General features: G+C 63.1%; 8 protein-coding genes. 5 read left to right on the top strand and 3 right to left on the bottom strand.

The features are described 5' to 3' along the window. Positions 1-31: 31 nt before the first annotated feature. The 3 genes from folD to M5C98_RS12190 all read right to left on the bottom strand — a co-directional run bounded on the left by folD (position 32) and on the right by M5C98_RS12190 (position 4,150). Positions 32-886, bottom strand: coding sequence for a bifunctional methylenetetrahydrofolate dehydrogenase/methenyltetrahydrofolate cyclohydrolase FolD (gene folD / locus M5C98_RS12200; RefSeq protein ID WP_272553056.1), 855 nt, complete (start codon positions 884-886; stop codon positions 32-34). Positions 887-968: 82 nt separating this feature from the next. Further along, the gene (locus tag M5C98_RS12195) at positions 969-1,595 is read right to left on the bottom strand and encodes a response regulator transcription factor (protein ID WP_092739228.1); all 627 of its coding nucleotides are present in this window, start codon (positions 1,593-1,595) and stop codon (positions 969-971) included. Beyond that, positions 1,592-4,150 (bottom strand): PAS domain S-box protein, encoded by a 2,559-nt coding sequence (locus tag M5C98_RS12190; RefSeq protein ID WP_272553054.1) that lies wholly within the window; start codon positions 4,148-4,150, stop codon positions 1,592-1,594. The genes M5C98_RS12195 and M5C98_RS12190 overlap by 4 nt, the downstream gene beginning before the upstream one ends. A gap of 165 nt (positions 4,151-4,315) precedes the next feature. On the opposite strand from M5C98_RS12190, the gene aceE reads away from it, so the two are divergent. From aceE to M5C98_RS12165, 5 genes are all read left to right on the top strand, one after another. Next, the gene (aceE, locus tag M5C98_RS12185) at positions 4,316-7,039 is read left to right on the top strand and encodes a pyruvate dehydrogenase (acetyl-transferring), homodimeric type (protein ID WP_272553053.1); all 2,724 of its coding nucleotides are present in this window, start codon (positions 4,316-4,318) and stop codon (positions 7,037-7,039) included. Positions 7,040-7,058: 19 nt separating this feature from the next. Further along, the gene (aceF, locus tag M5C98_RS12180) at positions 7,059-8,735 is read left to right on the top strand and encodes a dihydrolipoyllysine-residue acetyltransferase (protein ID WP_272553052.1); all 1,677 of its coding nucleotides are present in this window, start codon (positions 7,059-7,061) and stop codon (positions 8,733-8,735) included. Positions 8,736-8,748: 13 nt separating this feature from the next. Beyond that, entirely contained in the window at positions 8,749-10,617 is a 1,869-nt protein-coding gene (gene lpdA / locus M5C98_RS12175) for a dihydrolipoyl dehydrogenase (protein ID WP_272553050.1), read from the top strand. 160 nt (positions 10,618-10,777) lie between these two features. Continuing rightward, positions 10,778-13,102, top strand: coding sequence for a type I restriction-modification system subunit M (locus M5C98_RS12170; protein WP_272553049.1), 2,325 nt, complete (start codon positions 10,778-10,780; stop codon positions 13,100-13,102). Then, complete coding sequence (locus M5C98_RS12165; protein WP_272553048.1) at positions 13,099-14,460, top strand: restriction endonuclease subunit S; 1,362 nt, start codon at positions 13,099-13,101, stop codon at positions 14,458-14,460. The genes M5C98_RS12170 and M5C98_RS12165 overlap by 4 nt, the downstream gene beginning before the upstream one ends. Positions 14,461-14,475: the final 15 nt, after the last annotated feature.

Here is a 14,475-nt window from a genome sequence, read left to right as displayed (position 1 = left end):
GTTCAAGCCGGCCGGGGCAGCAAAATCTTCGTCAAGCGGCTGCCGCGCGCTCTGCGGCCGCCAAAGTGTTCACGAGCAGCATGGTGATGGTCATGGGGCCGACGCCGCCGGGCACGGGCGTGATCCAGCCGGCCACCTCGCTCACGCCGGCAAAGTCCACGTCGCCGCAGAGCTTGCCTTCATCGTTGCGGTTCATGCCCACGTCGATCACCACCGCGCCGGGCTTGACCATGTCGGCGGTGAGCACGTTGCGCTTGCCCACAGCGGCCACGATCACGTCGGCCTGCAGGGTCTGCGCCTTCAGGTTTTGCGTGGCGCTGTGGCACACGGTCACGGTGGCGTTCTTTTGCAGCAGCATGAGCGCCATGGGCTTGCCCACGATGTTGCTGCGGCCGATGACCACCGCATGCTTGCCCTGCAGCGAGTAGCCAATGGATTCGAGCATCTTCATGCAGCCGTAGGGCGTGCAGGGCCAGAAGCCCGGCATGCCGGTCATGAGCGCGCCGGCGCTGGCGATGTGGAACCCGTCCACGTCCTTGGCGGGCGAGATCGCCTCGATGACCTTCTGCGCGTCGATGTGCCCGGGCAGCGGCAACTGCACCAGGATGCCGTGGATGGCCGGGTCGTTGTTCAGGGCCTCGACGCGGGCGAGCAACTCGGCCTCGCTCATCGTGGCGTCGTACTTTTCCAGCACCGAATGCAGGCCGCTGTCCTCGCAGGCCTTGACCTTGTTGCGCACATAGACCTGGCTGGCGGGGTTGTCGCCCACCAGCACCACGGCCAGGCCGGGGACGGTGCCGCGCGCTTTGAGGGCTGCGGCGCGCTGGGCCACTTCGGTGCGCAGTTGGCGGGAGAGGGCGTTGCCGTCGATCAGTTGGGCTGTCATTCGTCAAGAAACTCGGGTTGGCAATAAAAACGGCTGCCTGCCGGCGGTTTGATTGTGCAGGCAGCTATCAAATCAGGAGCAATCAGCCTTTGGGCGCATTCTGGCCGAGGGCGATCTTGAGCAGGTCGGCCACGGTGTTGGCGTTCAGCTTTTCCATGATGTTGGCGCGGTGCGCCTCCACGGTCTTGATGCTGATGCCCAGGTCGTCGGCGATCTGCTTGTTCAGGCGGCCGGCGACGATGCGCTCCAGCACCTGGGCTTCGCGGCCGGTGAGCTTGGACAGCAGGGCGTCGCGGCTGGCGGCCTGCTGGTGTCCGGCGAACGATTCGCGTGCCCGGTCGAGCATGCGGTCCACCAGGCCGACGAGTTCTTCCTCGTTGAATGGCTTCTGGATGAAATCGAGCGCGCCTTTCTTCATGGTGTTCACGGCCATGGGCACATCGCCATGGCCGGTGATGAAGACGACGGGCAGGGGGGATTTGCGTTCGAGGAGCCGGTCCTGCAGCTCCAGGCCGGTCATGCCGCCCATGCGGATGTCCACGATCAGGCAGGCGACTTCGCGGGGGTCGTAGCGCGAGAGGAAAGATTCCGCCGAATCAAAGCAGCGCACCCGGTAGTCCTTGCCTTCCAGCAACCACTGCAGGGAGTCGCGGACGGCTTCGTCGTCATCCACGACGTAGACGGTGCCTTTTTTCGGAATCAAGCTCATGCAGGGGTCCTTGGATGTGATGCGTTTGCTACAGAATTCGTAGTGGCATCCGCAGGCTGGGCCAGCGGAAGCCAGAAGGAGAACCGGCAGCCGGTGACCTCCGGGCCATTGTAGAGGTTCTCCGCCTGCATCCTCCCCTGGTGGGACTCGACGATGCTGCGGCACAGGTTCAGGCCCATGCCCATGCCTTCCTGCTTGGTGGAGAAGAACGCCTCGAACAAATGCTCCAGCACTTCGGGGGCCAAACCCTTGCCGGTGTCCTGCACCGTGAACTCGATCACGTCGCGGCCTTCGACCTGGCGGGGCACGACGCGCAGCTCCACGCTGCGCCGGGGCGGCGGGCGCTGGGCGTGCTCGATGGATTCGGCGCCGTTCTTCATCAGATTGACCAGCACCTGCTCGATCAGGATGGTGTCGGCCATCACCTGGGGCAGGCGCGCTGCCACATAGTGGGTCAGGCGCACGTTGTGCCGGCGCAGTTCGATATCGGCGAGTTCCACCGCTTCGGTGACCATCGTTTCGATGTCGGCCAGGGCGCGATTGGGTTCGCTGCGCTTCACGAAGGCACGGATGCGCTGGATGATCTGCCCCGCGCGCTGCGCCTGGTGGGCGGTCTTTTGCAGGGCGGACAGCAGCGCCTCTTCGGTGATCTGCCCGCTTTCGATGCGCGAGACCATGCCGCTGCAGTAGTTGCTGATGGCCGTGAGCGGTTGGTTCAGCTCGTGCGCCACGCTGGAGGCCATCTCGCCCATGGTGATGAGCCGGCTGACCGACTGGGCGCGCTCGGCCTGCCTTGCGGCCTGCTCCTCGGCCTGGCGGCGCGGCGTGATGTCGGTGGCGATCACCATCTGGGCCAGTCGCCCGTCCACCCAGTTCAGGTAGCGCGAGCGCACTTCGAGCCATTTGCCCAGGTCGGGCAGGTAGATTTCGGCGTTTTCCGATCGCGCGCTGGTGAGCGGGTCGGTGGGAAGGCCCATCAGGCCGTCCTCGTCGTCCATGCCGCGCGCACTGGAGGTGGTGGTGGGCAGCACGCCCGCCTGCGCCACCAGTTGCAGGTGTCCGCCGGTCTGGGAGCCGAACCACTGGCGGTACAGCTTGTTGGCGAACAGCAGTTCCTCGCTGCCCAGCGGTGCGACCGACACCGAGGCATCCAGCGACTCCAGCACGATGGTGAAGCGCTCGTGCGATGCCGAGAGCTGCTCGCGTACGCGGTTGGGCTCGGTGATGTCGGTCATCGACGTCATCCAGCCGGTCTGGTGGCCGTGGGCATCGATCAGGGGAGAGACGTACAGGCGTGCGTCGAACAGCGTGCCGCTCTTGCGCTTGACCCGCACCTGGAACCCGCCCAGCGTGACCTTGCCGCTCAACTCGTCGCGCAGCTTGGCGTGCAGCGCCTCGTGGTCGCTCTCGGGCCAGTAGGTGTAGGGCGGCGACTGGCCGACCAGATCGGCTTCGTTCCAGCCCGTCATCTGGCAGAAGGCGGCGTTCACATAGGTGATGCGCCCTTGCATGTCCAGGGCGCGCATGCCGGTGAGGATGGAGTTTTCCATCGCCCGGCGGAAGTTGGTTTCGGCCACCAGCGCCTGCTGGGCCTGCATGCGCCGGCGGGTGTGGCGCCAAGTGGCGATCAGCAGCCAGGCCGTCATGGCGCTCAGCGTGCCCACCAGCCAGAAGAGCCCGCTGCCGACCACGCCCAGCGAAGTGCGGTAGGCCTGCGCCCGCAGCACCAGCCCGTTGCCCACGGGCGAGACGGGCACCTCGTATTCATTGGCGCGCGCGGTCCATGGCGGCAGTGCCGATGGGCTGCGTGGCGTGAGCGCGCTGCCCGCCAGCACCTGGTCGCGGCCGTCCAGCATGGTGACGGCGTAGCGCGCCAGCACCTCGGTGGGCGTGCCGTAGCGCAGCAGGCTGTCGATGGAGTATTCGGCCAGCACCACGCCGGTGAACTTGCCCTGCGCGGCCAGCGGCACCTGCAGCTGCAGCAGCGGGGCGGTCTCGCCCTCGGTGCCGTTGGGCTGGGCGTAAACGGGTTGCTGCAGGTCCCGCGCCAGGCTGAAGGTGTCGGCCGTGTCGCCGTTTTTCAGCACCTCGCCCGCCACGCGCAATTGCCCGCTGGTGATGGTGGGGGCCGCGTGGCTGGCGCGGATGCGGCGGCGGTCGTCGATCCAGCTGATGGCTTGCAGTTCGGGGTATTGGCTGATGAGGCCCTCGGCGCGAGCCACGAAGTCGGCGCGCTCCAGGTCCTGGTTGGAAAGGTCGCGCGCGATGCGCATGATCTGCTCCTGCCGCTCCAGGAGCCGCAGCCGCACGCGCTGCTGCGCGTATTCCACGTCGCGCTTGAGGGCTTCCTGCTCGCGCTCGCCTTCTTCCATGCGCAAATACCAGAACGCCGCCACGATGGCCGCAAGAAACATCAACACGGCGGCCAGCGGCGCGAGGGCCGCGAAGCGGTCCTGGCGGGTGGGGGAGAGGCTGCGCCACCAGGTGCGCCACCAGCGCACGGGTGCGGCCACGGCGGGCCCGATGGCGGGAGGCGGAGAGGGCGGGCGTTCCATGGGCGCAGTGTAGGGGAGCGCTGGCGCCTCTATGACAGAGGCAAACAATGTGCACTTGCAGCAATATTTTGCATTATGAAAATCAAAAGCACAATTTGAAATAATAAAAAAATATGAGAAACTCGCCCGAAATTTCCAACGCCAGCACCCATAAAGGAGACAGGCATGTCAGCTCAGACCGCCCCCCAGGCCGGAAACCCGGCGTCGTCCACCCCCGACACCGACCAGCAGGAAACCCGTGAATGGATGGATGCGCTGAGCGCCGTCATCGACAAGGAAGGTGCCGAACGCGCCCACTTCCTGATCGAGCAGCTGCTTGAACATGCCCGGCAAAGCAGCATCGACCTGCCTTTCTCCGCCAACACCGGGTACGTGAACACCCTGGAATCGAACCAGGAAGTCCGTTGCCCCGGCAACCTCGAAATCGAAGGCCGCCTGCGCGCCTACATGCGCTGGAACGCCATGGCCATGGTCGTCAAGGCCAACCGCCACCACCCGCCCGAAGGCGGCGACCTGGGTGGCCACATCGGCTCGTTCGCCTCGCTGGCCAACATGTTCGGCGCCGGCTTCAACCACTTCTGGCATGCCGAGAGCGAAAACCACGGCGGCGACCTGCTGTACATCCAGGGCCACGTGTCGCCCGGCATCTACGCCCGCGCCTACCTGGAAGGCCGCCTGTCCGAAGAGCAACTGCTCAACTTCCGCCAGGAAGTGGATGGCAAGGGCCTCTCCAGCTACCCGCACCCCAAGCTGATGCCCGAGTTCTGGCAGTTCCCCACGGTGTCGATGGGCCTGGGCCCGCTGATGGCGATCTACCAGGCGCGCTTTCTGAAATACCTGCACGCCCGCGGCATCGCCAATACCGAAAACCGCAAGGTCTGGGTGTTCTGCGGCGACGGCGAGATGGATGAAGTCGAATCTCTGGGCGCCATCGGCCTGGCGGCGCGCGAGAACCTGGACAACCTGATCTTCGTCATCAACTGCAACCTGCAGCGCCTGGACGGTCCGGTGCGCGGCAACGGCAAGATCATCCAGGAGCTGGAGAGCGAATTCCGCGGCTCCGGCTGGAACGTCATCAAGCTGCTGTGGGGCAAGGGCTGGGACGACCTGCTGGCGCGTGACAAGGACGGCGCGCTGCGCAAGATCATGATGGAGTGCAACGACGGGGACTACCAGTCGTTCAAGGCCAACGACGGCGCCTACGTGCGCAAGCACTTCTTCGGCCGCGATCCGCGCACGCTCAAGATGGTCGAGCACATGAGCGACGACGAGATCTGGAACCTGCGCCGCGGCGGCCATGATTCGCAGAAGGTCTATGCCGCCTTCCACGCCGCCAACGAGCACAAGGGCCAGCCCACCGTGCTGCTGGTCAAGACCGTCAAGGGCTTCGGCATGGGCAAGATCGGCGAGGGCAAGAACACCGTCCACCAGACCAAGAAGCTCGGTGACGAAGACATCAAGGCCTTCCGCGACCGCTTCAACATCCCGATCCCGGACAGCCAGATCGCCGACCTGCCGTTTTACAAGCCGGCCGACGACACCCCCGAAATGAAGTACCTGCACGAGCGCCGCAAGGCCCTCGGCGGCTACTTGCCCAAGCGCCGCGTGAAGGCCGACGAGAGCTTCACGGTGCCGTCGCTGGACACGTTCAAGGCCATCCTCGAGCCCACGCCCGAAGGCCGCGAAATCTCCACCACCCAGGCCTACGTGCGCTTTCTCACGCAACTGCTGCGTGACCAGGCGCTGGGCCCGCGCGTGGTGCCCATCCTGGTGGACGAGGCCCGCACGTTCGGCATGGAAGGCCTGTTCCGCCAGATCGGCATCTACAACCCGCACGGTCAGCAGTACACCCCGGTCGACAAGGACCAGGTCATGTACTACAAGGAAGACAAGGCCGGCCAGATCCTGCAGGAAGGCATCAACGAAGCCGGCGGCATGAGCAGCTGGATCGCGGCCGCCACCTCGTACAGCACGAACAACCGCATCATGGTGCCGTTCTACGTGTACTACTCGATGTTCGGCTTCCAGCGCATCGGCGACCTCGCCTGGGCGGCGGGCGACATGCAGGCGCGCGGTTTCCTGCTGGGCGGCACCTCGGGCCGCACCACGCTGAACGGCGAAGGCCTGCAGCATGAAGACGGCCACAGCCACATCCTGGCCGGCACCATTCCCAACTGCGTGAGCTACGACCCGACGTTCGCCCACGAAGTCGGGGTGATCATGCACGACGGCATGAAGCGCATGGTCGAGCGCCAGGAAAACGTCTTCTACTACCTCACGCTGCTGAACGAAAACTACTCGATGCCCGGCCTGCAGCCCGGCACCGAAGAGCAGATCATCAAGGGCATGTACCTGTGCAAGCAGGCGCCGGCCCTCAAGAAGGACGCCCCCACCGTGCAACTGCTGGGCAGCGGCACCATCCTGCGGGAATCGTTCTTCGCGCAGGAACTGCTGGAAAAGGACTGGGGCGTGGCCGCTTCCGTGTGGAGCTGCCCGAGCTTCAACGAGTTGACCCGCGACGGCCAGGACGCCGACCGCTGGAACCTGCTGCACCCCACCGACACGCCGCGCGTGTCGTTCGTGGAGCAGCAGCTGTCCAAGACGACCGGCCCGGTCATTGCCTCCACCGACTACATGAAGGCCTACGCCGAGCAGATCCGCCCCTTCATCCCCAAGGGCCGCGCCTACAAGGTGCTGGGCACCGACGGGTTCGGGCGCAGCGATTTCCGCCGCAAGCTGCGCGAGCACTTCGAGATCAACCGCCACTACATCGTCGTGGCGGCGCTCAAGGGCCTGGCGGACGACGGCGTGCTGCCGTTGGCCAAGGTGGCCGAGGCGATCCAGAAGTACGGCATCAACACCGACAAGATCAACCCGCTCTACGCTTAAACACCGACCGGAGACGCACATGGCATTGGTAGATATCCAGGTCCCGGACATCGGGGATTTCGACGAAGTGGGCGTGATCGAGTTGCTGGTCAAGCCCGGCGACACGGTCAAGGCCGAGCAATCGCTCATCACCGTGGAATCGGACAAGGCCTCGATGGAAATCCCGTCGAGCCACGCCGGCGTGGTGAAAGAACTGAAGGTCGCCGTGGGCGACAAGGTCAAGCAGGGCTCGGTCATCGTGGTGGTCGAGGCCGCTGGCGAGGCAGCCTCTGAGTCAAAACCGGCTCCGGCGCAATCAGCACTAGGGCATGGCGCTACTAAATCAGTAGCATCCGCGCCCGCGCCTGCCGAGGCGCCCGCCGCCGCACCGGCAGCGGCGCCCGCTGCGTCGGGCCCCGTGGAAGTGCACGTGCCCGACATCGGCGACTTCAAGGACGTGGCGGTCATCGAACTGCTGGTCAAGGTGGGCGACACGGTCAAGGCCGAGCAGTCGCTGTTCACCGTCGAGTCCGACAAGGCCTCGATGGAAATCCCGTCGCCTGCGGCGGGCGTGATCAAGGAACTGAAGGTCAAGATCGGCGACAAGCTCAACGTGGGCGATCTCGTGGCGATCATGGAAGGCGCCGCGGGCGCCGCCCCGGCGGCGGCTGCTGCGCCTGCCCCGGCCGAGGCCAAGCCAGTGCCGGCTGAAGAAGCCGCGCCCCAGGCCGGTGCCAAGCCCGCCGCTGCCCCCGCGCCGCATGCCCCGGGCGCTGCGCCCGTCGGCCTGCCGCACGCCAGCCCTTCGGTGCGCAAGTTCGCCCGCGAACTCGGCGTGCCGCTGGACGAGGTCAAGGGCTCCGGCCCCAAGGGCCGCATCACGCAGGACGACGTGCAGGCCTTCACCAAGCAGGTGATGAGCGGCGCGGCCCAGACCAAGGCGCAGGCGGCCAAGCCCTCGGCCGGCGGCGGCTCGAGTGCCGGGCTGGATCTGCTGCCGTGGCCGAAGGTGGACTTCGCCAAGTTCGGCGCCGTGGAGCGCAAGGACCTCTCGCGCATCAAGAAGATCAGCGGCGCCAACCTGCACCGCAACTGGGTGATGATTCCCCACGTCACCAACAACGACGAGGCCGACATCACCGAACTGGAAGCCTTCCGCGTCTCCACCAACAAGGAGAACGAAAAGTCCGGCGTCAAGGTGACCATGCTCGCCTTCGTCATCAAGGCCGTGGTGGCCGCGCTCAAGAAATTCCCTGAGTTCAACACCAGCCTGGACGGCGACACCCTTGTCTACAAGCAGTACTACAACGTCGGCTTCGCGGCGGACACGCCCAACGGCCTCGTGGTGCCGGTGCTGAAAGATGCCGACAAGAAGGGCATCATCCAGATCAGCCAGGAAATGGGCGAACTGGCCAAGAAGGCCCGCGACGGCAAGCTGGGCAGCGCCGACATGCAGGGCGGCTGCATGTCGATCAGCTCGCTCGGCGGCATCGGCGGCACGCACTTCACGCCCATCATCAACGCGCCCGAAGTGGCCATCCTCGGCCTCTCCAAGGGCCAGATGAAGCCGGTGTGGGACGGCAAGGCCTTCGTGCCGCGCCTGGTGCTGCCGCTGTCGCTGTCGTACGACCACCGCGTGATCGACGGCGCCAGCGCCGCGCGCTTCAACGCCTACCTCGGCCAAGTGCTGGCGGACTACCGCCGCATCCTGCTGTAAAGGAGCATCCCCTATGGCAGTGATCGACATCAAGGTACCCGACATCGGCGACTTCGCCGAAGTCGGCGTGATCGAGTTGCTGGTGAAGCCCGGCGACACCATCAAGGCCGAGCAGAGCCTCATCACCGTGGAATCCGACAAGGCCTCGATGGAAATCCCGTCGAGCCATGCCGGCGTGGTGAAGGAACTCAAGGTCCAGATCGGCGACAAGGTCGCGGAAGGCTCCGTGCTGCTCACGCTGGAGGCGTCCGACGCCGCCAGCGCGCCGGCCCCGGCGCCCGCACCCGCTGCCGCGCCTGCGGCAGCCTCCGACACAAAACAGGCTCCAGCGCAATCAGTACTAGGGCATGATGCTACAAAAAGCGTAGCAAACACTCCAGCGGCCAGCTACAGCGGCACGGTCGACCTGGATTGCGATGTGCTCGTGCTGGGCGGTGGCCCTGGCGGCTACAGCGCCGCGTTCCGTGCGGCCGACCTGGGCCTCAAGGTGATCGTCGTCGAGCGCTACGCCACCCTGGGCGGCGTGTGCCTGAACGTGGGCTGCATCCCGTCGAAGGCACTGCTGCACGTGGCCGCCGTCATGGACGAAGTCAGCCACATGGCCGACCTGGGCGTGAGCTATGGCGACCCCAGCCTGGACATCGACAAGCTGCGCGTCCACAAGGAAAAGGTCATCGGCAAGCTGACCGGCGGCCTGGCCGCCATGGCCAAGATGCGCAAGGTGACCACCGTGCGTGGCCTGGGCCAGTTCGTCGGCGCCCACCACCTCGAAGTCGAGGAGACCAGCGGCACGGGCCAGGAGAAGACGGGCACCAAGAAGGTCATCGCCTTCAAGAACGCCGTCATCGCCGCCGGCTCGCAGGCCGTGCACCTGCCGTTCATGCCCAAGGACCCGCGCGTGGTGGACTCCACCGGCGCGCTGGAACTCAAGGCGGTTCCGAAGCGCATGCTCATCCTGGGCGGCGGCATCATCGGCCTGGAAATGGGCACCGTGTACAGCACGCTCGGCGCGCGCCTGGATGTGGTCGAGATGATGGACGGACTGATGCAGGGCGCCGACCGCGACCTCGTCAAGATCTGGCAGAAGATGAACGCCAAGCGCTTCGACAACATCATGCTCAAGACCAAGACGGTGGGCGCCGAAGCCACGTCCGAAGGCATCAAGGTCACGTTCGCCGCAGCGGAAGAGGGCGGCACGGCCCCCGAACCCCAGGTGTACGACCTGGTGCTGCAGGCCGTGGGCCGCACGCCCAACGGCAAGAAGATCGGTGCCGACAAGGCCGGCGTGGCCGTCACCGACCGCGGCTTCATCGACGTGGACATCCAGATGCGCACCAACGTGCCGCACATCTTCGCCATCGGCGACATCGTGGGCCAGCCCATGCTGGCGCACAAGGCGGTGCATGAGGCGCATGTGGCGGCGGAAGTCATCGCCGGCGAACTGCAGGGCAACAAGGAGCTGGCCGCCGCCGCCTTCAACGCCCGCGTGATCCCGAGCGTGGCCTACACCGACCCCGAAGTGGCCTGGGTGGGCCTCACGGAAGACCAGGCCAAGGCGCAAGGCATCAAGGTCAAGAAGGGCCTGTTCCCCTGGAACGCCTCCGGCCGCGCCATCGCCAACGGCCGCGACGAAGGCGTGACCAAGCTGCTGTTCGACGATTCGCCCGAGGCCCATGGCCATGGCCGCATCCTGGGCGGCGGCATGGTCGGCACGCATGCGGGCGACATGATCGGCGAGATCGCCCTGGCCATCGAGATGGGCGCCGACGCGGTGGACATCGGCAAGACGATCCACCCGCACCCCACGCTGGGCGAAAGCATCGGCATGGCGGCGGAGATCGCGCACGGCTCCTGCACGGATGTGCCGCCGCAGAAGAAGTAAGCCAGGCTCACTGCTGAAAGATAAAAGCCCGAACTGGCAACGGTTCGGGCTTTGTGGTTTGAGGCCTGCGCCTGGGTTGGCCCATTGCGCCCCAACCCCGCGCAATACTTTTTCACATTTGGTTGAAACCCTAATGCCCCGTTCGCCTCGTTCGTAATCAATGACCCAAGAAACCAATAACCTCGCCGCCGACCTGTGGGCGCTGGCTGATTTACTGCGCGGCGATTTCAAGCAGAGCCAATATGGCCGCGTCATCCTGCCCTTTGCGCTGCTGCGCCGTTTGGAATGTGTGCTGGAGGGCAGCAAGCGCGCCGTGTTGGCCGCAGCAGCCAAGGTCGAGAAGATGGCCATTGCGGAAGAGGCCAAGGAGAAACTGATCCTGCGTGCCTCCGGCGGGCTGGCTTTCTTCAACACCTCACCCATGGACCTCGGTACCCTGGGCGAGTCGGGCATCAAGGCCAATCTGGAGCGCTACATCCAGTGCTTTTCCAAAGACGCCCGCGAGATTTTTGACCACTTCAAGTTTTCTGAATTCATTGGCCTGCTGAACGACGCCAACCTGCTCTACAAGGTGGTGCAAAAGGTCCGCACCATGGACCTGCACCCCAACGCCGTGTCCAACTACGAAATGGGCCTGGTGTTTGAAGAGCTGATCCGCAAATTTGCCGAAAGCTCCAACGAGACGGCGGGCGAGCACTTCACCCCCCGCGACATCGTTCACCTCACCACCTCGCTGGTGTTTATGGAAGACGACGAAGCCCTCACCAAGCCCGGCATCATCCGCACCATTTACGACCCCACAGCGGGCACGGGCGGTTTTCTCTCGGCGGGCATGGAATACGTGCACGAGCAGAACCCCCAGGCCGTGATGCGCGCCTTTGGCCAGGAGCTCAACCCAGAGAGCTACGCCATCTGCAAGGCCGACATGCTCATCAAGGGGCAAGAGGTCGGCAACATCAAGCTCGGTAACACCCTTTCCAACGACCACCTCTACGCCAGCAAGTTCGACTACATGCTCTCCAACCCGCCATTTGGCGTGGACTGGAAAAAGATCGAGGGCGACATTACCAACGAACACACCCTCAAAGGCTTCGATGGCCGCTTTGGCGCCGGCCTGCCGCGGGTGTCCGATGGGTCGCTGCTATTTTTGCTGCATCTCATCAGCAAGCTGCGCGATGTGAAGAATGGTGGCTCGCGCATCGGCATCATCCTCAACGGCTCGCCGCTGTTCACTGGCGGCGCAGGCTCGGGGGAATCGGAAATCCGGCGCCATATTTTGGAAAGCGACCTGCTTGAAGCCATCGTCGCGCTGCCCACCGACATGTTCTACAACACCGGCATTGCCACCTATGTGTGGGTGCTGTCGAACAAAAAGCCAGCCGAGCGCAAAGGCAAGGTGCAGCTCATCAACGGCGCCAACCTCTGCGGCAAGATGCGCAAATCGCTGGGCAGCAAGCGCAATGTGATGGATGAGGCCGACATTGCCACCATCACCCGTTGCTTTGGCCAATTTGAGGTGGTCGAAGCGCAGGCGCTCAACAAACAGGCGGAAGCGAAAAGCAACCGGGGTCGCCCAGCCGCTAACCCCAAGCCCGAAACCGCCAAAACCTTTGCCAGCAAAATTTTTGCCACGCACGAGTTTGGCTACCGCCGCATCACCATTGAGCGGGCACTGCGCTTGTCGTGGCAGTTCAGCGATGAACGCATTGCCAGCCTGCGCTTTGAGTTTGGCGCGCTGAATGCAGCCATGCAGTGGGCCTACGCCGAGTACGGCCAGCCCTACTGGCAAGACGCTGCCGACTGTGACCTCTACGGCCAGCTTGACGACTACGCCGAAGAAATACGCGCCCACCTCAAGCACGACTTTGCCAGCCTCAAGGAAAAGCAGATCAAAGACCTGCTCGACGCCCGCACCTGGCTGGCACAAAAGGCCGTGTTGCTCAAGGCCCGCGCCCTGCAAAGCGCAATCGGCAGCGCCCAGCACGACGACTTCAATGCCTATGACGAAGCCATCAAGGCCGCCAGCAAAAAGGCAGGCATTACGCTGGACGCGAAAGAGAAAAAGCAGATCGCCGATGCCGTGAGCTGGAAGAACCCCGCCGCCGAAAAAGTGGTCAAAAAGGTTCACAAAGGCAAAGCCAATCCCCTCTACGGTTTGTTCGAGGTGAAGAAAGAAGTCATCGAATACCAAGCCGATGGCGAGCTGCGCGATTTTGAAAACGTGGCCCTGGACCCCAGCCGCACCGTGAATGAAGTCAACGAAGCCTACTTCGTTGCCGAAGTGCAGCCCCATGTGCCCGATGCGTGGATAGACGCCAGCAAGCGCGACGCCAAAGATGGCGAGATTGGCATTGTCGGCTACGAAATTCCCTTCAACCGCCACTTCTACCAGTACCAGCCGCCACGGCCACTGGAAGAGATAGATGCCGATTTGGACGCCGTGAGCGCCGAGATCATGGCGCTGCTGCGTGAGGTGCATTCGTGAGCCGCTATAAACCTTATCCCCAGTACAAAGAGTCGGGGGTGGAATGGGTTGGTAGTTACCCCGGCGGCTGGGCTCTCACTCGCGTTAAGTTCGAGTCATATGTTAAAGCGCGGGTTGGTTGGCACGGACTCAAATCAGATGACTTCACTGATGAAGGACCATATTTGGTGACCGGCTCCGACTTCAGTGGCCCGGAAATTCGTTGGGAAAACTGTTACCACTGCGATCTGGCACGGTATGAGCAAGATCCATACATTCAGCTCAACGAAGAAGATTTGTTGATTACCAAAGATGGAACCATTGGCAAAGTTGCCTTAGTGCGTGGTTTGAATGGCAAAGCAACGCTGAATAGTGGCGTGTTCGTTGTACGGCCGTTAGAAAATAAATACACGACAAAGTACTACTTCTGGCTCCTGCAATCCAATGTGTTCGATGGTTTTGTTCAATTCAGCAAGACCGGCAGCACGATTGTCCATTTGTATCAGGACACTTTTGTTAACTTCAAATATGCGATGCCAACTTTCGGCGAGCAATTGGGCATTGCGGCCTTCCTCGACCACGAAACGGCGAAGATTGATGCCTTGATCGAGAAGCAGCAGCGGCTGATCGAGTTGCTCAAGGAAAAGCGCCAAGCCGTCATCAGCCACGCAGTCACCAAAGGCCTCAATCCCAACGCCCCGTTGAAAGACTCCGGCGTGGAGCGGCTAGGCGACGTACCTGCGCATTGGGTGGTGGGCAAGTGCGGGTTCCACATATCAATTCTTCCTGGATACGCTTTTCAGTCGTCCGGGTTTTCAGTCAACGATGAAGATACAAAACTTCTTCGCGGAATAAACGTCAGCGTAAACAGTCTGAAATGGGATGAAGTGGTGTATTGGAAACGTAAGCCATCGGACGGTCTCGATGCTTATGTGGTGCGGAAAGGCGATATTGTCATTGGTATGGATAGACCTTTGATTAGCGAAGGAATTCGAGTTGCCAAAGTTAAGGAGTCTGATCTTCCATGTCTATTGCTACAGCGGGTTGCATTAATAAAGACAAGCGAGCATTTGGATGCGGACTATCTATTGATGCTTTTGTCCTCAAACATGTTCCCCGCCCATTTCACGCCAGATACCACCGGTGTCAGCGTTCCACACATAAGTCCGAGCCAAATTGGGAATTTTGTCATTCCAATTCCTAAAGTTGACGAGCAAAAGCAAATAGTTTTCTTTGTGAGCAGCGAGTCACGCAAGTTACTTGAGTTGATTTCAAAAGCAGAAGAGGCGATTGCATTGATGCAAGAACGCCGCACTGCCCTGATCTCCGCCGCCGTCACCGGCAAGATCGACGTGCGCGACTGGCAAGCCGCTGCCTGACTGCCTTCACCCACA

The sequence above is a fragment of the Acidovorax sp. NCPPB 3576 genome, from assembly GCF_028473605.1.
GTDB lineage: Bacteria > Pseudomonadota > Gammaproteobacteria > Burkholderiales > Burkholderiaceae_C > Paracidovorax.
This window is presented reverse-complemented; position numbering and strand designations above follow the sequence as displayed.